18 protein-coding genes are annotated in these 22,289 nt (G+C 51.2%); 11 read left to right on the top strand and 7 right to left on the bottom strand.

The annotated features are described in order from the left end of the window. The first annotated feature begins 226 nt into the window (after nucleotides 1-226). Together AC27N8_RS05930 and AC27N8_RS05925 are read left to right on the top strand one after the other, a co-directional pair. The gene (locus AC27N8_RS05930) at nucleotides 227-913 is read left to right on the top strand and encodes a dienelactone hydrolase family protein (RefSeq protein WP_487064924.1); all 687 of its coding nucleotides are present in this window, start codon (nucleotides 227-229) and stop codon (nucleotides 911-913) included. A 32-nt stretch (nucleotides 914-945) separates the two neighbouring features. Next, nucleotides 946-1,326 (top strand): VOC family protein, encoded by a 381-nt coding sequence (locus AC27N8_RS05925; RefSeq protein ID WP_487064922.1) that lies wholly within the window; start codon nucleotides 946-948, stop codon nucleotides 1,324-1,326. Here AC27N8_RS05925 and AC27N8_RS05920 read toward each other — a convergent pair whose 3' ends face one another. The 6 genes from AC27N8_RS05920 to AC27N8_RS05895 form a co-directional block, all read right to left on the bottom strand. Next, a complete protein-coding gene (locus AC27N8_RS05920) occupies nucleotides 1,327-3,513 on the bottom strand; it encodes an RICIN domain-containing protein (protein WP_487064920.1) in 2,187 nt (728 codons plus the stop codon). 235 nt (nucleotides 3,514-3,748) lie between these two features. Continuing rightward, the gene (locus AC27N8_RS05915; RefSeq protein ID WP_487064918.1) at nucleotides 3,749-6,682 is read right to left on the bottom strand and encodes an RICIN domain-containing protein; all 2,934 of its coding nucleotides are present in this window, start codon (nucleotides 6,680-6,682) and stop codon (nucleotides 3,749-3,751) included. An 80-nt stretch (nucleotides 6,683-6,762) separates the two neighbouring features. Beyond that, nucleotides 6,763-7,044, bottom strand: a complete 282-nt coding sequence (locus AC27N8_RS05910) for a hypothetical protein (protein WP_487064916.1) — start codon at nucleotides 7,042-7,044, stop codon at nucleotides 6,763-6,765. Continuing rightward, nucleotides 7,019-8,275 carry an AAA family ATPase gene (locus AC27N8_RS05905; RefSeq protein ID WP_487064914.1) on the bottom strand — a complete coding sequence of 419 codons (1,257 nt, stop codon included), beginning with the start codon at nucleotides 8,273-8,275 and terminating at the stop codon, nucleotides 7,019-7,021. The genes AC27N8_RS05910 and AC27N8_RS05905 overlap by 26 nt, the downstream gene beginning before the upstream one ends. A gap of 119 nt (nucleotides 8,276-8,394) precedes the next feature. Then, the gene (coaA, locus tag AC27N8_RS05900; protein ID WP_487064912.1) at nucleotides 8,395-9,354 is read right to left on the bottom strand and encodes a type I pantothenate kinase; all 960 of its coding nucleotides are present in this window, start codon (nucleotides 9,352-9,354) and stop codon (nucleotides 8,395-8,397) included. Between the two features lie 145 nt (nucleotides 9,355-9,499). Then, a complete protein-coding gene (locus AC27N8_RS05895) occupies nucleotides 9,500-10,342 on the bottom strand; it encodes an SGNH/GDSL hydrolase family protein (protein WP_487064910.1) in 843 nt (280 codons plus the stop codon). A 486-nt stretch (nucleotides 10,343-10,828) separates the two neighbouring features. Here AC27N8_RS05895 and efeO point away from each other — a divergent pair, with 486 nt between their 5' ends. From efeO to AC27N8_RS05850, 9 genes are all read left to right on the top strand, one after another. Then, nucleotides 10,829-11,965: an iron uptake system protein EfeO gene (gene efeO, locus AC27N8_RS05890; RefSeq protein ID WP_487064908.1), complete on the top strand. Its 1,137-nt coding sequence runs from the start codon at nucleotides 10,829-10,831 to the stop codon at nucleotides 11,963-11,965. Between the two features lie 24 nt (nucleotides 11,966-11,989). Continuing rightward, nucleotides 11,990-13,258, top strand: a complete 1,269-nt coding sequence (efeB, locus tag AC27N8_RS05885; protein ID WP_487064906.1) for an iron uptake transporter deferrochelatase/peroxidase subunit — start codon at nucleotides 11,990-11,992, stop codon at nucleotides 13,256-13,258. Between the two features lie 22 nt (nucleotides 13,259-13,280). Beyond that, nucleotides 13,281-14,126, top strand: a complete 846-nt coding sequence (locus AC27N8_RS05880) for an FTR1 family iron permease (protein ID WP_487064904.1) — start codon at nucleotides 13,281-13,283, stop codon at nucleotides 14,124-14,126. Between the two features lie 247 nt (nucleotides 14,127-14,373). Continuing rightward, on the top strand, nucleotides 14,374-15,354 hold the full coding sequence (locus AC27N8_RS05875; protein ID WP_487064902.1) for an LLM class flavin-dependent oxidoreductase: 981 nt from the start codon (nucleotides 14,374-14,376) through the stop codon (nucleotides 15,352-15,354). 362 nt (nucleotides 15,355-15,716) lie between these two features. Continuing rightward, nucleotides 15,717-17,201: an IS4 family transposase gene (locus AC27N8_RS05870; protein ID WP_487064900.1), complete on the top strand. Its 1,485-nt coding sequence runs from the start codon at nucleotides 15,717-15,719 to the stop codon at nucleotides 17,199-17,201. Nucleotides 17,202-17,538: 337 nt separating this feature from the next. Further along, a complete protein-coding gene (locus AC27N8_RS05865) occupies nucleotides 17,539-19,230 on the top strand; it encodes an ABC transporter ATP-binding protein (protein ID WP_487064898.1) in 1,692 nt (563 codons plus the stop codon). A 96-nt stretch (nucleotides 19,231-19,326) separates the two neighbouring features. Continuing rightward, nucleotides 19,327-19,914, top strand: a complete 588-nt coding sequence (locus tag AC27N8_RS05860; protein ID WP_487064896.1) for an ECF transporter S component — start codon at nucleotides 19,327-19,329, stop codon at nucleotides 19,912-19,914. Nucleotides 19,915-20,067: 153 nt separating this feature from the next. Beyond that, nucleotides 20,068-20,979 carry an energy-coupling factor transporter transmembrane component T family protein gene (locus tag AC27N8_RS05855; RefSeq protein WP_487064894.1) on the top strand — a complete coding sequence of 304 codons (912 nt, stop codon included), beginning with the start codon at nucleotides 20,068-20,070 and terminating at the stop codon, nucleotides 20,977-20,979. A gap of 156 nt (nucleotides 20,980-21,135) precedes the next feature. Continuing rightward, the gene (locus AC27N8_RS05850) at nucleotides 21,136-21,366 is read left to right on the top strand and encodes a hypothetical protein (protein WP_487064892.1); all 231 of its coding nucleotides are present in this window, start codon (nucleotides 21,136-21,138) and stop codon (nucleotides 21,364-21,366) included. Between the two features lie 178 nt (nucleotides 21,367-21,544). Here the strand turns inward: AC27N8_RS05850 and AC27N8_RS05845 are convergent, their stop codons facing one another. Next, on the bottom strand, nucleotides 21,545-22,072 hold the full coding sequence (locus AC27N8_RS05845) for a YbhB/YbcL family Raf kinase inhibitor-like protein (RefSeq protein ID WP_487064890.1): 528 nt from the start codon (nucleotides 22,070-22,072) through the stop codon (nucleotides 21,545-21,547). Between the last annotated feature and the right edge of the window lie 217 nt (nucleotides 22,073-22,289).

The following is a 22,289-nucleotide window of genomic DNA, read 5'->3' as shown; positions in this document are numbered from 1 at the left end:
AAACTTCTCCGAAATAGTTGGATTCAATGACGCTTGCGTACGATGTCCCACTCGACACGGATTCTGGGAACACGGCATTTCGAAGCTAGCTCATTCGAAATGATCTGGCGTGTGAGAAACCATCCACATGGAGAAGTCTTCCGGATTTTATGCGCCCGAGCAGAATATCTCTTGAAGAACCCATAGGTGTTTTGATGGGAGATACCTTTGAAACAGAGGAGGACCTATGATTGTATTTTCAGGAGGCGAAAGCACGGCATCTGGCTATCTTGCGTTGCCCCAGGGGGGTGAAGGGCCAGGAGTCCTGGTACTGCACGAGTGGTGGGGGCTGACGGAGCCGTTCAAGCAGGCCTGCGATCGTCTCGCAGAGGCGGGGTTTGTGGCGCTTGCCCCTGACTTCTACCGTGGCAAGACGACCGCGTCGATCGAGGAAGCCGAGGCATTGAGTGCGGAACTGGATCAGAATGTGCAGCGCTGGCGCGGCGACATCGTGGGTGCGTTGCAGTTTTTGCGCCAACACGGTGCAGTTCTCTCGGCAGACGGTCGTGGCGCGTTCGGCTTTGTTGCTTTCTCGCTGGGAGGCTCCTACGCGCTGGATATGTCGATCAATCTGGCCGAGGAGATCGCTGCTGTCGTGACCTTTTATGCCACCTATCCTGGCCTGGACTATCACGGTGCGAAAGCGGCCTACCTGTGCCACTTTGCTGAGGACGACCCCTATGTGTCAGCGGAGTCCGCCGCAGAAATGGAGCGGGCGCTTGGTGAAGCAGGAAGGCAGACGACCTGTTATACGTATCCAGGAACCAGACACTGGTTCTTCGATGCTGATCGTGTAGATGCCTACGATGCTTCTGCTACTGCTCTGGCATGGGAGCGAACGGTTGCCTTCCTGAATGCCGAATTACGCCGCTAGGTCCGAACGATTCTTTGGAGAAAGGAAAGATTATGGCAAACATTGTACCATACATCAATTTTGCGAAGGATAGCCAGGAGGCGATCACGTTTTACAAGGGGGTGTTCGGCGGTGAGGCTGAGGTGCAGTTAGAGGGCGAGCGTGTTATACACCTGGACTTCCAGGCCGACGGTATTCACTTTATGGGCAGAGACCTCCAAAGTGATCAGGCCGGGTTGGAGCGTGCTAACGTTTACAGTCTGGTGTTAAATTGCGATAGCGAGGAACAGTTGAGAGATTTCTATGCCAGACTGGTGAATGGCGGCATAGAGGTGTTTGCTCCGACCGATAGCGGCTGGGGGGCCATCATCGCCCACTGTACCGACGCGTTCGGTGTTACCTGGCTGATGAACTATGACAAGCCGCAAAGCTAGTCATCGGGTATTCACTTGATTTGTAACGTTTTTAATCGGTAGGAGTTGCCATTGTTGACTGGTGCCGCCAGTGCTGATTCCCTGTATGGCTGCCGCTGCATCTGCTGTGGATGAGCCGGAGATATCGACTGGCAGGCCGCTCTGACGATTGATCAGCGTATAGGACCCATTGCTGGCGAGGATTAATTGCCACTGTTGCCTGGCCTCCCCACGGTCGACGGCTTGGTCGAGCTGTTGACCCAACTGCGCCGGAGTGTTTGGTACCTCAAGCACCTTGCCGCTCTTTTGATTGACGATTTTTAGATAACCATATTTGAGCTGCATGAGGTTCCATTGTTGATCCGTATCGTGCGTATTGGTTGTTTGGACAATGTCGTCATTATCATCTGCGCTATTCGCTGGTGTGAGTGCTTGACCGCTGTTCATGTTGACTATCTCATAGCGCTGCTCTTGAGCAATGGCTGGTGTAGTAACTCTGGCGGCCAGATCGCGTGCTATGTTCCAGGCATCAGGCGTTCCCAGACCTGTTGCCATATCGTATCCGATCTCCGCCGCATAATGGAGATTATTGCCGTTGACGATGTCATGAAAAGGTGCATATAACTGGGTCGTGTCATTGAGGGAATAGAGAAGCGCATTGCCGTTTCCCAAAGGTGCTGCGTGGTGAGACAACTCATACTGATTAATATCGGCTGCAATACCCACCCAAAGATTTGTCGCAGCACTTGTTCCGCCAGATGTCTGCCAGCCTTTGTAATAGACAGAGTAACCGATGGTTGGATCTGCATTGGCTGCAATATCGGGTACCATACGATACGCTGATGTCAGGTGAGGGATATTCTGGTAGGCGGGTCGCAGTACAAATTTACTGATGCCACCACCGCCACTCCTGCTTGATAAGCCGTCTGACTGGGACCAGGCTGTTTCACTTTCATACGTGCCGTCTTTGTGCGTGATGAGTGTGGTACCACCGACACCCAGTACATTAGGGAAATTCGCAGGCACATCCACTGACAAGCTTCCATTATCGCAGTTATCGGCACCGGTGTCGCCAGCGGCTGCGAAAAATGCTTGCCCTTGTGATGCACCTTGCTGAAAAATGGTGTTGAGGGTATTCATTTCTGATGCACTATTCATCGCTTCACAGTTTCCCCAACCGATGTTGACGACCTTGGCGATATTGTCTGTCACTATCCTTTGATAGAGATCATTGATACCAATTGTCGAGCTTGGGGCAAGATAAACTTTCAGTGCTGCATCGGGTGCAAGGGCGGAGATAAGCTCGATATCACGTGGTGTGATCCCATTGAATCCCGGTGGTGTCATGAAGCCGCTTTCGCTATCAACCAGGACGTAAGAGATATTACCTGCCCCGAGGTGATATTTGTTCCTGTATTTGTTAATATCGGATGGGTCATAACCGTTACCTAATTCAACAATGGCTATCGTTTGGCCCGCGCCTGTCGCGCCTGCATTGATTAAAGGGGTGACGTTATAAGCAGTACGTAGCTCGTCTGGCGTGTAACCAGATGGAGCATCGTGGAGTATCTTTTCTGGTGCCTTATCAAATCTATGATGACTGTATGTTGCCAGATTATCCAGGCCTGCTATATTTTGTATTGTTGTGCTAAATTCTTGTGGCATGGCCGGACTCATATTGGGGCCAAAGACAATGTGATCTTTGAAGCGATAGGTGTTGAGCGTGATTGCAAAGGCTTTCTCGGCCGCTGCCGCTGTCCCTGCTACACGAATAGAGAGGTTGTTGGGAGCAATCGATAGCACCTTCAATTGCTGCTGCTTGAGATAGGCTACTACACGCGTGATAGCCGTCGATGTTTGCCCAAAGCGACTTTTGAAGGCACTTGCAGTGAGATAATCGTGGTAGTAAGGGGAATGGAGATCGGACTGCTCAAGTAGTAGGGTATCTAAGCCACGTTGGTCGCGTGGCTTCAGATCGATGGAAAGCTGAAGTATCTGGCTTCCTGATAACCTCTGAATGGCTGTGTGATGGCGGAACCATGATGTGACAGATCCTGTCATACGATAGGTGCTGCTATGTACTCTCAGCGAGGTTGCGCGGGTGAGAGGGAAATTCTGTAAAGTAAGAGATAGCACCAAAGCCAAAATAATCACGGTAGTTTTTGTGGTGGCAGAGCGAAACCAGTTTGTTTTAACTACTTTTTTCAAGGATATATCTCCTAAATTGTATATATCTTCTATTGCGCTACATAATCATGATGTTACTTATAGTATAAAAACAAAGCATAATAGACACTTGTAATGATTATATTTTAGAGAATAATAAGAATATATGCACGAAATGAGTGCTGTTATAGATACTACTAGATCTATGATGTAGAGGAGGGTGATAAAAGAGGAATGGGCATCAGATCCTATTTAGGATCTGATGCCGTATGGATCGTTAGTTCACTGGCAGGAGTTGCCATTGTTGATTAGTACCACTATTGCTGGTCCACTGGATGACGGCAGCCTCGTTCGCTGTTGAGGCGCCTGAAATGTCGGCAAGCAGACCGCTATTGCGGTTCACCAGTGTATAGTAGCCACTACTATTGATGACAAGTTGCCATTGCTGGTTGGTGCCATTCGTGTTGGTCGATTGATCGAGTTGCTGTCCTGTACTCGTGGACGAATTGGGCACTTCAAGCACTTTTCCACTGTTGCGATTGACTAATGTATAGTAGCCACCGCCCGCATCGATAAGGTGCCATTGCTGATTGGCTCCTTGATGATTGTCGTATTGGATAATCACTCCTCCATTCGCCGTTGATTCGCCTGAGACGTCGATGACCTTGCCGCTGTTGCGGTTCACGAACTGATAGAAGGCGTTGACGGTAGGTACAGATATTAGCGACCATTGCTGATTGCTGCCTCCGTTGCTGCTCCATTGGATGACCGTTGCTGCTTCTGCTGTCGAGTTTGCCGAGACATCCGCCAGCAGGCCACTGTTATGATTGGCAAGCGTATAGTAGCCACCGCCCGCATCAACGAATTGCCACTGCTGATTCGTCCCGCCGCTATCGACGGCCTGATCGAGTTGCTGTCCAGCCGTGGCAGAGGAGCCTGGGACATCAAGAACCTCGCCACTATTATGGTTGATGAGTTTCAGATAGCCATTACCTACTCCAACAAGCTGCCATTGCTGGTTAGTGGCACCGGTATACGCATTTTGGGTAATGAGCGCACCGGCCGTGGTGGAGGCGTTGGCTACGGCGAGTACTTTGCCGCTGTTGCGGTTGACGATCTCGTAGGCGGTCTCCTGATAGCTGGGTTGCTGGGCAGTGACGCTGAAGTTGTCGAACTGTGCATTCTGCCATCCACTGACTCCCAGGCCGACCTGACCCGTGCTGAATGAGCTATCTGTGGCAGTACCGAGCGTGGTCGTATCGATTTTGGCGGTGATCGTGCTACCCTGGAAGCTCAGCGCCAGTGTATGCCAGCTATTGATGCCAGGTGCTGTGGTGGTCCCGGAGTTGAGTGTAGTGACGGTGCCTCCCGATGTGTTCTTGAGGATGCTCCAGCTGCCGGTGTTTGAGATGCGCAGATAGTAGGCGTTGATGTTGGCTGGACTGAATCCAGCCTGCGTGTTGACGCGTCCCATTACCTCGACATAGCCGGCCTGCTCCAGGAGGACGTCGCTACTGACCGTATAGTTGGTCCACGAGAGATCGCCCATGATCGTGTATGGATCACTGGTATTATCCCAATTAATCGGTGCGGTAGCAGCCATCTGGCGCACACAATTGCCGCCCCGACCGCCTCCACAGGCAGTGACCTCGAAGGAGCCATTCTGGTCAGATAGGTAGCGTGCCTCCTGACCCACGCTATAGCTGTCGAAGTTGTCGGAATAGGGCAGTCCGAGATCTGCGGCTGGCGGACTGACAACTGTGCCTTTTCCCTGTCCCGTGGTAGTGGATATTGTATAGACATAACCCGGCTGCAACGTGAGCGAATAGGCTCCGTTCGTGGGAGTAATGTCTGTCTGATGTACAAAGTAGTCGCTGGCGCTTGGCGAGTTTACATTGGTGCTCCAGACGTGGACGGTCCCGGTTGGGAGTCCGTTTGTGACCTGCATATTGACTGTCTGGCTGGCTGTGGCATCCATTGTCTCGATAATCGTGCTGTAGTCTGATTTGTTCGCGGATTTGAGCGTCACGTAGCTGCCATTGCTGTTGCTACCACCCAGATAACCGCTGGCGCTATCGATATATTGCCAACCGGGCTGTGTGAACTGCGTCGTCTGGGCGGTCACCCAGAGCTGTTTGCCCACGCTATAATTGCCCGACCATGGCTGATTGGCGACCATCAGTCCGACCGTATTGTAGGGGAGGTTGGGATAGATGGCTGCAATCAAGGGCCAGTTGATATCAGCAGTCATTTTGCCATCGATATAATCGCGGTTCATAGCTCGGGCCATCGCAACGGCACCGCTATTCTCATCCTGGGAGCCGTTCTCGCTGGCCCAGAGTGGCTTGTTCCGGCTTTGCGCGTTAGCTGTGGTCGGACAGGAGATGGCACTTCCACCATCGCCTCCCGTGCAGGGATAGTGGGAGCCGACGATATCGATGGCGTTATTGAACGTCGAGTCGCTCACCATCGCGTCAGCGACATCCCATCCGGAGTCGGCGGCTACTACCTTCGTCGCCAGTCCGTTCGTCTGCAAGGCACTCTTGAGGCTTTCGAAGAAGGTCTTGTTGTATCCTCTCTCGTTCCAGCCGCCGATGTAGTCGATCGTCAGGTTGTGATAGGTTTTTGCCCCTTTGATCCAGGCGACATAATAGTTCACCATGTCCTGTGACCAGAAGCGGTTATTTGTATCATAGACCGTCGCACCAGTGGTGCCGATCCAGCCGGGTGCGCCCCAGGCCAGTCCGTAGAGCTTGATGTTGGGATTGCGGGCTTTGGCCTGCTCCATCAGCCACCACTCGTAGCCGCGATTGAAGTTCTGATCGTTGGCTGTATGCATAAAACTCGGCTCAGATCCATCTGTCGAGTTTGTATCGCCACCAACTTCCACCTTCAAAATGTGCAACGACGCTCCATAACCAGGCTTAAATAGATAGTCGAGGATCTGGCTACGGTAGGGCTCGGGATAGTCAATCAGGAGCCGTGAGTTTCCACCGCCTCCACTAATCGCCCCGATTCCATCAAAGACCCGGCCTGTGCCGTTCCCGTCGATAGTGATCCCGGTCGTCACAGCTGCGCTATTTGGAGCTGCATATGTGGGAGCCGCTCCAACAAAAGATAGGCTGAAGCAGAGGAGCAGTAAGGCGCACCAACGGGTGATCAGGCTGCGCTGCGGTCGAAGGTGAGGAGTAATCAATGACATGTGTCGCATGCGTGTTTTTTCCTTCCATGGATGAAACAAATCCTTGCAACTATGCAAGGAACGCAGGAGAGATATGGATATTATCCGCTTCAATCATACATGGAAAAGAGCAATATGGGAAGTGGCTGATGGCCAGGCGACGCCTCTTTTTTGTCGCCAGACAATCCTGCTCCGTTTTGCCCTGGGAGACCAGCGGAAAGCTGTCGAGCGAAGCGAAGTGTAGCGTCGCACGCTCGCGTGCGATGTCCCAGTTTCTCGTACGAGCCAGCAGGATCTCGGCGCGCCACGCTGACCGGCCTGATCGTACGTCGAGTGGAACATCGCACGCGAGCGTGCGACCAGATGTTACGCTGGCGAGTTTTGGGATTCATTGGGTGCTGTCTTATAGCTGGCCATCTGTTGTTGGAGCAGCTCTACCTGCTCGACCATGACTTTATTCATATCCTTCTCCGAAGTGTTAACCCATTTCATGATGGAAGACAGAAAGAGCTCTTTGAGGTAGGCAAAGGAAAAGTCGCTGGTCTTTTCTGCCAGATGCAAGATCGAAGGCTCTGAAAGTTGCATCTCGCTCTGTAGTGAGCCGTTCCACAATGTGAGATATGCGATGCGTTCGGCTAATTCCGGCAGGTTGAAGGGATATTTGCGATCAAAGCGACTTGGTCGATCAAGGATCGCCGGGTCAAGGCGCTCTGGATGGTTGGTGGTGGCGAGAATGACGATTCCTATGTTCGAGGCAAATCCGTCTAATTCGTTGAGGAAGAAAGAACGGTTTTCGTTGGTCAGCAAGGAATCCAGATCCTCAAGCACGAGGACACAGGGAGCAGATGCTCGCGCTCTGGCGAAAACTTTGCTGATATTCTTGTCATCCGGGACATAGCCTGCTCTGAAGCTTTTTACATAAAGGCAGGGCTTATGTAAGCGATTGATGAGCGCTTTAATCGCGTGGGTCTTGCCATTTCCCGGTGAGCCGACAAATAAAATTCCACGCTTCCAGGGGATATTGTAGCGCTTATAGACGTCGCGTGCAGAGAAGAAATGTTCCAGATCTAACCAGATATCCTGCTTCAGCGTTGCGGGCAAAATAAGGTTGTCAAAGGTGGATTTTTTGATCGCTTGAAAGAGTCGTTCATCTTTGCCCCAGCAGCCATCATCAAAAACCAGAACTTCTCCGCGTATCTCTGCGTCCCAACGACAAACTTCCTCGATAAATTGATAGGCGGTTTCCTGGGTATCTGTTATTAACCAGTGGCGTTTATTTGTATTATTGCCCGTCTCCCAATGCATCGTCAGCATAGTAATCGTTTTTCCTTGCCAGATGATTTCTGACCAGGCATTGTGAGGAATACCTATTAACTTGCCATTGTCCTCATCATCCTCATCTTCAGGTTCTTCCCAAGAAACGATAATCTCATTCGTGATCGTGCTGTCGAATGTGATGCTACAATGTTTTGCTTTTGCATAGCTTTCTATGTTGAAGTAGCCTTCTTCGCACTCTACCAGTGCTTTGTTGGGAAAGAGTAGCCTTAGTTGTCTGCTAATATGATAGGAAAGAGCATTGGATGGCAGACGGAGTGCTTCGTCAATTAATTCTTCTCGATTCATAGGAATGATAATATACTATCGAGTGCTACAAATCAAGTGCTTTAGCATGAGATTTTAGCTGTAACAGGATACCATCCTGGTTGCAATCTTATTCTGTAATGAGAGGCTCTGTGGAGGCGTTAAAGCTTGCGCAGTTTGACTTCCTGGATAGCATGATCAGGTCCTTTGTGCAGGATCAACTGGGCGCGTTCGCGTGTGGGCAGGATGTTCTGGCGCAGGTTAGGGCTGTTGATCTCTTGCCAGATGCCATGGGCCGTGGCGATGGCCTCGTCGGTTGAGAGCGCGGCGTAGCGCGTGAAGAAGGATGATGGATCACGGAAGGCGGTTTCTCGTAAGGTGAGGAAACGTTCAATGTACCACTGCTCGGCGATCTTCTCGGCGGCATCGACATAGATCGAAAAATCGAAGAAGTCAGAGACGAAGAGACGCTGAGGACGACGTGAGCGTCCATCGCCGCTCTGAAGCACATTGAGCCCTTCGACGATGAGAATATCCGGTTGGCGAATCTTCTGGAGCTCTCCTGGCACAATGTCGTAGATGAGATGTGAGTAGATTGGGGCATTTACTTCGTCTTTGCCTGACTTGACATCCGCCATGAAGTGCAGGAGGCGGCGGACATCATAGCTTTCGGGAAAACCTTTGCGCGACATCAAATTGCGCTTCTTGAGGACATTATTAGGGAAGAGAAAGCCATCGGTTGTGATCAGATCGACCCTGGGATGCGTCGGCCAATCGCTGATGAGCGCTTGCAGCAACCGTGCGGTGGTACTTTTGCCGACCGCCACGCTCCCGGCGATCCCGATCACATAGGGCACCTGAGGAGCTGTATGTCCGAGAAAGGTCCCCGTGGTCGCGTGCAGATGCTGTACCGCTGAGACGTAGAGGCTGAGCAGGCGCGAGAGTGGGAGATAGATCTCCTCCACTTCCTGCAATGAGATACGATCGTTGAGACTACGTAAAGATTCCAGGCGCTCTTCTGACAGTGTCAGAGGCGTGCTGGCCCGCAATTGTGCCCATTCTGTCCGCGAAAAGGCCAGATAGCGTGCAAGATCTTTTGTCATACTGCTATTATGTGACATGATTGCTCAGGCGTGCAAGTAATGTCCCACTCGACGTACGACCGAAGGTACCACTGTAACCGGTAGCCTGACTGGGCGTGGCGCAGGCGAGCTGCCGTTCCGGACGAGCGTCAAGTGGGACATTGCACGCGAACGTGCAACGCTACTAGTATCCGGCGACCTTCTCAAATGCTCCTGCCATGACTTTGTAGCCGGCGCTGGAGCCATGGATGTTGTCGAAGATACTACACATCCAGGTGTAGTTGCAGATATTTGGATTAGGAGTGGTGGCACCTCCAAAGGCTGTAAAGACGTCGGCGACTGGCCCATAGCCGGCTGCGTCGGCGGCGATGTGCTGGTTAATCTCCTGGATATAGGGGACAGAGTTGGGGCAAACGTTTTGATAAGGATCGTAGTAGTTCATTATGAGCAGATCGCCTGTTCTCTGTCCATTCACCGTCAGGGCGGCGTTGAGCTGAGGCAGGATGGTCTGCGTCAGATTTTTATCGACGGTGGCCAGATCGGCAGCCCAATTCGAGCTGATCGTGCAGGTTGACGGATCAATGTCCGGGAGTAGGTCGTTGGCACCGATGTCCAGCGTCACGGGACTGACTTGACCGGCATATTTTTTGATGTACTTTACCGCTGCTGTCAGTTGTGCCCCGGTGTAAAAATATTTGCGCAAAATTGAGTAGGGACAGCCGCCGTTGATCATAGTGGCAGTCGTCTCTCCTGGACAACCTAAATTGTCGTATGTGGTCGTTCCATGTTGTTTTAAGTCAGTGTTGAAAAAATTGGCGTATCCGTGCGTGTAATCAATATCTGGTTGATAGCCGAAAGCAAGCGAGTCACCAATGGCAAGATAGTGGGATTTTGGTCCAACGAGGGCAGGCGTGTCCGCTGAATTAGTGGCTGCAAGTGCCGATGCTCCTGGAAGCAAAGCAAAGATAACAACGCTCAAAAGTAATCCAGATAACAAAAGAGTGCGTGGCATCATCCGTTGAGCCATATTTTCCTCCTTGAAAAATATGAGAAACACATGCGGCTAGAATCAGATCTTGAAATATAAATAAGAAATAGCATCACCGATTGTTGCTATCCTTTCATCAAGTATAAACTGTATAAACCAGAAAATACAAGCTTTTTGTGGTAAAACTTTTCACTTTCGCTGGTGCTCTTCACGGTTTTTTCTTTTTTACCTTGACAATAGAGCTTAGCCTATGCTAATATCCGAGTGTGATGATAAGGATTAGTACACCCTAATGTCCTTTGATTGCAAGCTGAAGACTGGTCATCAGGACTTGCTGTCTACATGTGCATACCTGCGAGGTACTGCTATTCAGATTGCTAACATGCGCTGTAGATGTATTCAGAGCGGCGGCGTGCATAGTCAGGTTATTTAGTTTGAGTCGCTGGTCGCGAGCAATGATTTTTCTGGTCCATTGTTTGCGGGATGTAAGGGGATATTTTATTTGTGGTAAAGGGAGATTGTAATATGCGAACTTTGCGCTATAGCTTGCTTTTGGCTTGTATGGCAGTGCTCTTCGCTTCCTGTGGACTGACCAATCAAAGCAGCAGTTCGAGTGAGAAGCCGACGACTTCTAATGCGGTGACGGTGAACGTACATGATAATTATTTCGACCCCAAAAATATTAACGTTGCGCCGGAAAAACAGGCCAGCGTGACCTTTGTCAACAAAGGGAGTAGCGTGCATATCGTCGAGATTCTCGGCCTGACCTCCGAGACGACGCTTCAGCCAGGCGGCACCGTGACCTTTAAGATTACTCCCCAGAAGCGTTCATATAAGATGTATGATGAGCTCTATGTGAGCCAGGGAATGGTCGGGGCTTTTAGCGGCCTGCCAACCACTGCTGATACGAAAGCCACTCCCACACCAGTCCCAAGCATCAGCGCATCGATTAGCTCCTATCGCGATTACGTGAAGGGCCAGACTGCGAAGATCCAGACCGAGACGCAGGCTTTTGTCGATGCCATCAATGCGGGCAATCTGAAGAAGGCGCAGGAACTGTATGGAACGGCTCGTGTTGGCTACGAGCGTATCGAGCCGATTGCTGAGAACCTGGGTGACCTGGACCCTAAACTGGATGCTCGTGAGGGTGATGTTCCAGCTAATGAGTGGACCGGCTATCATCGCATCGAGAAAACGCTCTGGATTGATAAGACAACCAAGGGCTTGGAGAAATATACTACGCAGTTGCTGGCAGACGTCAAGACACTCAATACCAGTGTTGATACCGTCAAGCTGAACTCGACCGGGATCATCGATGGTGCTGTTGGTTTGTTGAATGAGGCCTCTCATAGTAAGATTTCTGGCGAAGAGGATCGCTATTCGCATACAGATCTGTATGATCTGGCTTCGAACGTCGAAGGCTCACAGGCCGCCTTCATCGTCTTCAAGGACTTCCTGACCAAAAATAATCCGGCTCAATACCAGGATATTCAGACCAAATTCGCAAATATCGAAAAGGTGCTCAAACCTTTCCGCACGAGCGATGGCTTTGTTGAATACAGTACCTTGACTGATGCCAATAAAAAAGATATCGCTAATGCTATCAATGTTGTGGGTGAGGCCCTGTCAAAGGTCGCTGTTAATCTGCCACAAGGTTCGTAGATAGCATAAGGGAGAATGAAGCACATGAGCAAACAAGTTTCGCGACGCTCTTTGCTACTGGGTGCTGGCGCTGTAGGCGCCAGTGCCGCCCTGGTTGGTGGGGGATATGCGTTGAAAGCGACGCAAGAATCCGCGCTGGCTGAGGGAAAAACAAGTACAAGTACGAATAGCTCGATCATTCCGTTTTATGGTACCCATCAAGCAGGTATCGTCACGCCCGCGCAGAATCATCTCTATTTTGCGTCGTTCGATTTGATGACCACTGATCGTGCAGAAGCACGTGGCTTGCTCATGATCTGGTCTAATGCGATTGCGACGATGACACAAGGTATTCCCCTTGGATTGGGCTCTAATACACCGGAGACTCCACCGGCCGATACCGGCGAAGCACTTGATCATGGTGCTGAAAATCTCACTGTCACAATTGGCTTCGGTCCAACACTTTTTACGCTGAATGGCAAAGATCGCTATGGGATCGCCGATCAGCGTCCCGCCGCCCTGATTGATCTCCCTTATATGGCCGGCGACGCTCTCGATCCCAATCGTAGCGGCGGCGACCTCTGTATCCAGGCCTGCTCAGATAATCCTCAGATTGCCTTTCATGCCGTGCATAATCTTACTCGTCTGGCGCGTGGGCTGGCGGTGATGCGCTGGTCCCAACTCGGTTTCGATCGCACCGCCAGCACGAGTAAAGGGCAATTGACCCCACGCAATCTGATGGGCTTTAAGGATGGCACGAATAATCTCAAAGTCGAAGATCCCGAAAATATGGAGCAGCATGTCTGGGTAAATACTGCCGATCAGCCAGCGTGGATGCACAATGGGAGCTATCTGACGGCCCGACGTATTCGTATGCATCTGGAGGCGTGGGATCGCGATAAGCTTGCCGAGCAGGAGCGCGTGTTCGGACGGCACAAGGCAAACGGTGCTCCACTGGGGCAGAAAAACGAGTTTGATACCCTTGATTTGCAGGCCAAGGATAGTTCTGGCAGCCCGCTGATCGATATGCAGGCCCATACCAGGCTTGCTCAAGGTGATGGGAGCATCAAATTGCTTCGTCGTGGCTACTCATATAGCGACGGCATGGTTAAAGAGACCGGTGAACTCGATGCGGGACTCTTTTTTATCGCTTTCCAACGTGATCCGCGTAAGCAATTTGTCCCTTTACAGACAAATCTTGCTCGCCATGATCTCTTGAACGAATATATTACGCATACTGGTAGTGCTATCTTTGCCTGCCCTCCGGGATCGTCCCAGACAGGCTTTATAGGTGAGACGTTGTTTACCCATTAGTTAGTGAGATGAGGTATATTCTATGCTGGCAGCATTTATCCTCTTCCTCCGCGAAGGACTTGAGGCAAGCTTAATCGTTGGTATTCTGATGGCCGTGATTCGCCAGTTGGGACTGAAGCAACATCGGCTGGCTGTCTGGATCGGTGTGGCTCTGGCCATTGTCGCATCAATTGCGCTTGGCACGCTCCTCTACCAGGCCGCAGGAGCCCTCCAGAGTTTCTTGCTGATCTTTAAAGCGCTCACCTTTATTGTCGCCGTGGTCATCCTGACCTGGATGACGTTCTGGATGCAGGAACACAGCCGTACCCTTAAACAGGAACTGCTTGAGAAGGCCAGTCGTTCCACCTCGGGCTTCGCGCTGGGCTTGCTCGCCTTTAGCACCGTCGGACGCGAAGGAGTTGAAACGGCCATCTTCTCGCTGGCCTTTATTTTTCAATCGAATGGGATCTCCTTTCTGATCGGCGGATTGCTGGGTGTTGTCGCAGCGGTCGCGCTGGGCATCCTTGTCTATGGCCTGGGATACCGCATTAATTACCGCATCTTCTTCCGCGTCATGGGCCTGTTGCTGATCCTCCTGGCCGCTGGCCTGGTAAGCAATACGGTGGAGAGCTTCCAAAGCCTCGGCTGGCTCCCCTTTGGCGGCCCTATCTGGACAATGGGCGATGTCCTCGATGACACAACCGGTATTGGTGGTCTTCTACACACCTTCCTCGGTTATTCTGATAGCCCCACTTTGATCCAGATTGTCCTCTATGTCGCATATCTGTTTGGCGCTGGCACCTTCTTCTGGTATCTGACACGCCGACCCGCACCAAAGCCTGCGGTGACCCCGGTCGTCGCTAGCGCTCCTGTCTCTGATCCTGCGTAGCAGTAAAGAGACACTTTTGCCGAGGTACATGGTCAATGACCTGCCTCGGCTTTTTTCTATTCCAGGCCGATTTTTCTCCTTTGTTTTCTCTCCGAAAATATCACCAAGCTGAAAAGAATGGCTCTTTTTCCATTGGGCTCTTGAATCGGAGCAGGTGGTCGATCGGGAATAATAAGAAGAAGAAGTCGCTTATATAAGTATAGTAAATGGAGAGTTTTTTTATCTGTTGCTGGAAGGAAGTATATCTATGCCAAATGAAGATTTTACTGATGGGGCAGTTGTTGCAGCGCGCTCGATACGCGAGCGCGTGGGATTAGTCACCAACGGTCCCGATGCGGCGACTCTCGTCAAGATGATTGTTGAGGCGGAGAAAGCAGGTGTGAAGCAGATCTGGACCACACAGGGGCCGGTCCTGGTTGATACCTTGACGACTTTTGCTGCGGCGGCTGTCCAGACGAGCAGCATTCGTTTAGGAACAGCGATTGTGCCCACCTATCCCAGGCATCCACTGACCATGGTTGGGCAGGCGCTGGCGATTAATGATCTGGCTCCCGGACGCCTGCGGCTCGGCATTGGTCCCAGCCATCGACCCACGATGGAGGGTGTCTATGGCTTCTCGATGGTGAAACCGTTGGAGCATCTGCGTGAGTATGTTGAGATCGTGCGATCTGCCCTCTGGGAGGGTAAGGTCGACTATCAAGGGAAATTCTTTACTGTGAAGACAAGCCTGCCGCGCACCGCTCAGATACCGATTCTCATTTCAACGTTACGCGAGGGAGCTTTCAAGCTGGCAGGTGAGATCTCTGATGGAGCTCTGCCATGGCTGTGTCCGGTTCCCTATCTGCTCAAGACAGCGCTGCCAGCTCTGCAACAGTCGGCACGCAATAGCGGACGTCCGGTACCTCCTCTGGTTGGCCATGTGCTGGTGGCTGTGAGCGAGGATCGCCAGGCGGTCTTGGATGCAACACGTGCTCAGATCAGCCGTTATGGGCAACTGCCGTTTTATGCTGGCATGTTTGCCGATTCTGGCTTTCCGGTTGCCGCCGACGGGACGATGCCAGATGGCCTGATCAATAGTCTGGTCATTTCCGGCAGCGAAACTGCGATTGCGGATCGTCTCACTACGCTGCTCTCCTCTGGTCTTGATGAATTGCTTGTATTGCCCGTCGCAGTACACGATGGTGGGCGTGAAATGACACAATTGATGCAATTGATCGGCCATCTGTAATCTACTTTCCAGATAAGCATATGGCTCCACTGAAGAGAGCAAGCAAGCAGGCGTAGCGCCGTGGTCTTGCGCCTGGCGGACTCGTGACGTACGTAATGTTCAATTTTTCACGCGATGTTGAAAGAAGAGAAAGATCATGCTATGAAGATCTTTCTGCCTGTTCTTCTTGATCGAAAAGACAGGTAATTATGCATACAGAGCCTGATAGTGAACGTTTTCGTACGTGAACTGGTCGCCGGGCGCAAGACCACAATACTTCTCAGTTAGGCAAAGAAAAATATCCTAGAGAGATAGAAAAAGAAGTTCTTTTCTGGCACACTCTTTTTATACCGATATTCCAGTCGCCAGAAAGGAACTTCTTCATGTATAGTTTACGCCATATTGAGGCTCAAGACAAATTGAGTGACCAGCTCAACGGACATCTGTTGCTGTCCTTCTTCCCGCAAGAGATCCTCGATACGTGCTTTGCATCTTTGCTCCCAGCCAAGCAACGCCGCACACGCGTCTTTACTCGAACCCTGTTCTTCCTTCAACTGCTCATGAACGGGCTCTGCCCCGACGAGTCTCAGCACCGGGTGTGGCATGCACTGGCCCATCCCTTTGCCTTGCTGCATCCATCAGAGATCTTCCCATCCCTCTCGACGGGAACGATCAGCTATCAACGGGAACGCTTTGATGCGGACATCCTCCATCGCGTCATGATCGCGTGCTGTCGCCCGCGAGCCCATTGCAGCCGTCACCCCGCCTCCTTTTATCGAGGGCATCGTCTGGTAGCTCTTGATGGGACCAAGTTCAATGTGCCTGATACGGCGGCCAACGTCGAAGCGTTTGGGCGTTCCTCCAACCAGCATGGTGAGGGTCCCTATCCCCAAATTCAAGCGGTGGCACTCATAGAATGTGGAAGTCGTTGCGTGCTTGATGTGGTTCTGGGAACGCACGCGCAGGCCGAGATCCATGCCTTGCCCAAGCTCTTTCCCCACGTGAGATCCGACATGCTCATTCTGGGGGATTGTGGCTTTTTCAGCAGTTGGTTTTTTGAACACGTGCAGGATACGCTCAACGCCCAGGTGATATGTGCACTGAGCAGCACCGTGGGACGTCGCGTCGAGAAACGTCTCAGCGATGGAAGTTATCTGACCACCGTCACCCCCAATCGTCGTGCGAGCAACCATCAGGGGACACGCCCCGTTACGATCCGTGTGATCGAGTATGTGATGACAGATGCCAGATTTGGCACGCCCGGACGATGCTATCGACTGGCAACGACGCTGCTGGATGAACAGGTTTACCCTGCCAGTGAACTCATCGAGATCTACCGTGAACGCTGGGAAGTGGAGACGATGTTGAAAGAAATCAAATCGTCCTTGCGAGAGCAGATCAACGTGCTGCGCTCACGAACGCCTGAGGGGGTAAAGCAAGAGGTGTACGCCCTTTTCCTGGCTCACTATGCGGTGAGCGCGGTGAAATGGGAGGCAGCCGCTCAGCGACAGGTCGATGCGGATCAGATCAGCTTTACGCAGACCAAGCATGCACTCAAAGAAGCAATCAGAGAGAGTCTTCTGGCTGATCCCTCGTGTCAAAGCTGGCTGCTGGACCGCCTCATCCGACACGTGTCCATGCTCACGCTCTTGCCCGCACAGCGTGTCCGCATGAACCGACGGGAGCTCAAGCTGTATTACCAGAAATGGCATCGAAAAAAGCGGGACGTCCCTCCCTATGCGACCTTTGCTCCAGGAGAAAGCTTCCTCGATTTTGTGAAGATCTGGGAGCGACCAGAGGGGGTGGATCCACGTGAACAGGAGTGGAAGAGCAAAAAGCCCTCCCCACCCCAGGAGGTCATCGCATGAGATCCGTTTTCTGACCATCACAATGGTGAACAACAGAAGAAAAGAAACATGTTTAACTGAGAAGTATTGGGCGCAAGACCACGGCGCTACGTTGGCGAGCATTGATGCCAGGGGCGAAGGGCAGCGCGATGCGTATGTGAGAGGAAACCTGGCTATGAAAAAACGTAATATTGGTGTATAATAATGTTGATCAACTAAGTCAATATTGACAAATAGAAGTATCCCTTGTATTATTCAAAGCAACACTATGATTTGATCGGTTTTAAGCCATTTGAGCCTGAGTTTCTTTGTAATTTCTATTGAACGTGGCGAAAAATGTGTCATGTGGAGGTCTTTGATGAGCAGCTATGAGGATACTAAATCGAATATATTACCCTCTCCTGCTATAGTTGTGAATGCACTAAGTTTCCAGTATAACTATGGTGATGATGATGATCCCTCTACTACGTATAATACTGGTAAATTGTCCCAGTCGAATTCTTCTGATCCTCCACTGCCGGCGCTACAAGATATCTCTTTTACCTTGCAAGCCGGTGAACTCCTTTTGATTGCTGGCCCAAGTGGCTGTGGCAAGAGCACTCTGATTAAGTGCTTGAACGGTCTCATTCCCCATAGTTACAAGGGCAAGCTGTCGGGAGAGATCCAGATTCTGGGAGAGCCAAGCGCTGGCATGAAGCTCCATGAGCGAGCGCAGAAGATTGGGACGATGCTACAAGATCCCGATAAGCAGATTATTGGTAGTATCGTTGAGCAAGAGGTCGCTTTTGGGCTGGAGAATCTGGGAACACCGCGTCAGGAGATGCGTGAACGTATCCTCGCGGTATTACAGCAACTCAAGCTTGAGCATGTACTTGAACGCTCGACGTTTGCCCTGTCGGGCGGACAGCGTCAGCAGATCGCGGCCGCAGGCCTGTTAGTGATGCGTCCCTCGATTCTGCTTTTCGACGAGCCTTTCGCTAGCCTGGATGCCAGTGTGGTAGATAAGCTGGAGAAGCTGATCCTCGATCTGCGTTCCAGCGGACATACTGTGATCATCGTTGAGCATCGCGTCGAAGAAGCGTTGCTCTTGCATCCGGACAAGGTCCTGCTAATGAGCGAGGGCCGCCAGAAGTTCTTTGGAAGCGCCGAGGACTTTATGCAGATCGCTGACCCTACACAGGTGAAGCTACCAATCTCTGCAACCTTGCGTCTGCTCCCTGATCCCGGCAAAGCGCGGGAGAGCTTGATCAAACCTATCATTGCCAGACAGAGCGACAGTGTCAATACCAGGCCGGTCCTCTCGTTTGAGCAGGTGCGTTATCGCTACAACGGCTCGGCAGAGGAGACCCTGCATGGCATCTCTTTTGATGTTCATGCGGGCGAAACGATCGCCATCCTCGGTCCCAATGGATCGGGTAAGACAACCTTGATGAAGCAAGCTTTAGGCTTATTGCGTCCCAGCCAGGGGCGTGTTTTGCTGTATGGCGATGACACCCGTAAGCTGAGCGTAGCTCAGGTCGCTTCTCGGATCGGCTATGTCTTCCAGAGTCCTGGGGCCATGCTCTTTGCTCCCAGCGTGCGCGAAGAAGTCAGCTTTGGACCAACAAACCTACGCTTCCCGGCTGATAAGTTGGCCACGTCCGTGCAGCAATCGATCGAGGCGCTCAATGTGGCGGAATTCGCGCAACGCTCGCCACTCTCTTTGAGCTTTGGGCAGCAAAAGCGCGTGACAATCGCTTCTGTCCTCTCGATGCAGGCCAGGGTTCTTTTGCTGGATGAGCCGACCGCTGGTCAGGATTATAAATCCTATATTTCTTTTATTGAACATCTACGCGCATTGCCAGAACTGGACGCTTTGTTATTTATCACCCATGATCTCGACCTGGCATTACGTTTCACCCAGCGCGTCATTCTTTTGCGTGAAGGCAACGTTGTGGCCGACGGCGCACCACTGGAGGTTCTGGATCAACCAGATCTGTTGACCTCTTGTAATCTGCGTCCCACCTCATTGCTTCATCATATATTGTCCGAGCAGCGTGCCGTTGGATAACTATCTGCTGGCTCGCTAGCTCATGGAGACATATAGTCTTCACTTACTTATCTTTTGTTTTTCTAGCTCGTAATCACGAGGAAAGGATGTACGTTCATGGCAGTGTCAGAAGAACGCTCATCTCAGCCATCCAGATTGGCGCAGATCTGGGAAATTAATGTCAGTCGTATCGTCTATGCAGCGCTGGGAGCCGCTCTCTATGGAGGGCTAAGCTATGTAACGAATATTCTCCAACTTCCAGGTGCAGGCAACGTATCACTCCGGCCCGCAGTTGTTATCCCCCTGCTCTTTGCCGTACTATTTGGCCCTTTGGTAGGTCTCTTTGTCGGTGGTGTGGGCAATATTTTGGGCGATGCCATCTCAGGATACGGCATCTACTGGAACTGGGATCTTGGTAATGCCATAATTGGTTTTATCGCAGGTCTGGTTGTACTGTATACGTTGGCGCGTTATCGCAGTCGACGCAACATCCTTCTGGCAGAGGTCTTTAGCGCCATTGGTATTATCATCGGTATTGGTTTTGCATCATATACAGATATCTGGGTTTCTAAATATAGTTTCCAGACGGCAACGTTTGGGGATTTTGTTCCGGCTGGCCTCTCGGATCTGATTAATGGACTGATCTTGCTGCCCATCTTGCTGATCGCTTACACGGCGGCCGTGCGTAGAACGGGTCGTTCCTGATTGGTACAGGATTGATTGCGGCGATAGATGTTGTGGCGAAAACAACGTCTATCGTCGATATACTTCATCTGTGCATGAAAAATATTTTAGTGAGCTATTGATATTATCGAAGTGATCTAAAATACTATAAATAAGTGAAAGAGAGAGTTGTCAATGCTTATCAACTTTCCCTATATAGAACGGGACTCGCCCGTGCATCGCCTGGATACCAGAGCTAAACTACTTTTGCTGCTGGCTTTTAGCCTGGCAGTTGCGCAAACATCGAATTTCTGGATCATCCTGCTTGGTTTTCTGGCTGCAGCCTTTTACTATCGAGAGTCTTATTTGACGTGGCCCGAGACGAAAAAAGCCTGGTATCTGATCATTGTTCTCAATACGATGATCATTCTCGCTAATTTCTTCCTGACTGGAGGCCATGTTGTCCGTGGTACTGATCTGGTAAATGAACATATCCTGACCTATTTTCCTTTTATTGGCTTTACCTCGCATCCCCCCTTTATCGGACTAGCCTCCTTGCCGTTGAGCGTTGAAAACATCACCTTCCTGATCACGCAGGCGCTACGCAATTTCAGTATCGCCTTTATCGCCATCTCGCTCCCCTACACCACCAATCCTGGACAGATCGCCGTCGCCGTCAGAGGTCTGGGTGTCCCCGATTCGATCGCCTATGCCTTCGACCTGACATTCCGCTTTCTTCCGACGGTTGGTCGCGATTTCAGTACCACCATGGATGCTCAACGTGCTCGCGGCTTTGAGCTGGATAAGCTTCGTGGAGGCATTTTTGGACGTATCGCCCGCCTGGCACCTCTAATTGTCCCCCTGGTGATTGGCTCGATTATTGGCGCTGAGGATATTATCAACGCGATGGAGTTGCGCTGCTTTGGGATTGGTAAGCGTACCTGGCTGCTTGAATTGCATGCGCGCTCATTTGATCGCTTCATTATTGCCCTGATATTGATCCTCTTTTTCGGCCTCACCGCACTCAACATCGCAGGCTACTTCTATCCTGGCGGATTCCTCCATGTTATGCACATTCAAGGCATACCATCGATTTTGACTCCATGATTTCTCCACTTCGAATGCATGGTGGAGTGACTCCTGGTTTTCAATCACATATAAGACAATATCTGGAGCAGGAAGCGAGTATCATTCTGCTCTTTCACTCTGATCATATAAATACTGAGATGATCCTCACCGTGACTGAAGCACTTAAAGACAATCTTGCCCCGTTTTGCCCTGGGAGGCAAGCAGAAAGAGGTCAAGCGAAGCGAAGACCGTGTAGCGTCGCACGCTGGCGTGCGATGTCCCACTCGACGTACGATCAAGCTGGTCAGCGTGGTGCGCCGAGATCCTGCTGGCTCGTACGAGTCACAGGGACATCGCACGCCAGCGTGCGATGCTACTGATTACGGGAATACTGCATCTCGAAGCGTTCCGATGGCAAAAAAATGAAGTGCACCCGTAGCCTGGCTTCGCATTGAGTCTCGGTAACGTCATGGGCTATAATCAAGGGGATCAGCCATGCAAGCGCCTGATTCATTGGTACGAAGTTGGAAAGAAGGAGCTTGCTTAATGGCTGTTCCCGTTATCTACGGTCAGATGCTTCTCTGTCGCTTATGCCTCTGGAATCCTAAGCCTCATACCATGGCACAATGAGAGCTCGGCCTAGCGTGTGGAAGAAGAGATTGAAGCCCAGAAATGCCGGCGTTGCATCCTTGCTGATGCCCAGTGACTCAACATCCACTGCATGTACAGCAATAAAGTAGCGATGTTTTCCATGACCATCAGGCGGTGCCGCACCGATATAGCGAGCTTGACCGCCATCGTTGCGCAATTGAAATGCTCCTTGTGGAAGACCCGAGCCCTTCTCGTCACCGGCCCCACGAGGAAGCTCAGTCACCTGTGCCGGGATATCCACAACTGCCCAATGCCAGAAGCCGCTCGCAGTAGGAGCGTCAGGATCATACATTGTGACCACAAAACTTTTCGTTTCCTGAGGAAATCCGTGCCATGAAAGTTGAGGTGAAAGATCCTCTCCACCTGCGCCAAAGATCCCGCTGACCTGTGGTAAGGGCAATCGCTCGCCGCCTTGTACATCTTCGCTTGTGACTTCAAATAAGGGTAATTTTGGCAAGTGTTCGTAAGGATTATAAGCCATCTCTTGTTCCTTTCCTATTCCTGATCTGACCATGGGCGCCTTGAAGAAAAATCCCTCACAGCATCCATGCCTGTTTGTATAGACTTCTATCTCCTTCGGAGATGCAACCAGACGCATATTGAGGGGCAGTTAGTCCCTCTTTGCGTCACTCTAGACAAAGCGTCTCTGAATAGTATATATTATGCATAATATATTATGCATATGTCAAGGAGAACAA

The organism is Dictyobacter sp. Z7_2 (assembly GCF_057551105.1).
This window is presented reverse-complemented; position numbering and strand designations above follow the sequence as displayed.

What these genes read in the sequence shown, in the direction of transcription:
- AC27N8_RS05930 (WP_487064924.1), top strand. Translation starts at nt 227, where the DNA reads ATGATTGTATTTTCAGGAGGCGAAAGCACGGCATCTGGCTATCTTGCG.
- AC27N8_RS05925 (WP_487064922.1), top strand. Translation starts at nt 946, where the DNA reads ATGGCAAACATTGTACCATACATCAATTTTGCGAAGGATAGCCAGGAG.
- AC27N8_RS05915 (WP_487064918.1), bottom strand. Translation starts at nt 6,682, where the DNA reads ATGCGACACATGTCATTGATTACTCCTCACCTTCGACCGCAGCGCAGC.
- AC27N8_RS05910 (WP_487064916.1), bottom strand. Translation starts at nt 7,044, where the DNA reads ATGAATCCCAAAACTCGCCAGCGTAACATCTGGTCGCACGCTCGCGTG.
- AC27N8_RS05905 (WP_487064914.1), bottom strand. Translation starts at nt 8,275, where the DNA reads ATGAATCGAGAAGAATTAATTGACGAAGCACTCCGTCTGCCATCCAAT.
- coaA (WP_487064912.1), bottom strand. Translation starts at nt 9,354, where the DNA reads ATGTCACATAATAGCAGTATGACAAAAGATCTTGCACGCTATCTGGCC.
- AC27N8_RS05895 (WP_487064910.1), bottom strand. Translation starts at nt 10,342, where the DNA reads ATGGCTCAACGGATGATGCCACGCACTCTTTTGTTATCTGGATTACTT.
- efeO (WP_487064908.1), top strand. Translation starts at nt 10,829, where the DNA reads ATGCGAACTTTGCGCTATAGCTTGCTTTTGGCTTGTATGGCAGTGCTC.
- efeB (WP_487064906.1), top strand. Translation starts at nt 11,990, where the DNA reads ATGAGCAAACAAGTTTCGCGACGCTCTTTGCTACTGGGTGCTGGCGCT.
- AC27N8_RS05880 (WP_487064904.1), top strand. Translation starts at nt 13,281, where the DNA reads ATGCTGGCAGCATTTATCCTCTTCCTCCGCGAAGGACTTGAGGCAAGC.
- AC27N8_RS05875 (WP_487064902.1), top strand. Translation starts at nt 14,374, where the DNA reads ATGCCAAATGAAGATTTTACTGATGGGGCAGTTGTTGCAGCGCGCTCG.
- AC27N8_RS05870 (WP_487064900.1), top strand. Translation starts at nt 15,717, where the DNA reads ATGTATAGTTTACGCCATATTGAGGCTCAAGACAAATTGAGTGACCAG.
- AC27N8_RS05865 (WP_487064898.1), top strand. Translation starts at nt 17,539, where the DNA reads ATGAGCAGCTATGAGGATACTAAATCGAATATATTACCCTCTCCTGCT.
- AC27N8_RS05860 (WP_487064896.1), top strand. Translation starts at nt 19,327, where the DNA reads ATGGCAGTGTCAGAAGAACGCTCATCTCAGCCATCCAGATTGGCGCAG.
- AC27N8_RS05855 (WP_487064894.1), top strand. Translation starts at nt 20,068, where the DNA reads ATGCTTATCAACTTTCCCTATATAGAACGGGACTCGCCCGTGCATCGC.
- AC27N8_RS05845 (WP_487064890.1), bottom strand. Translation starts at nt 22,072, where the DNA reads ATGGCTTATAATCCTTACGAACACTTGCCAAAATTACCCTTATTTGAA.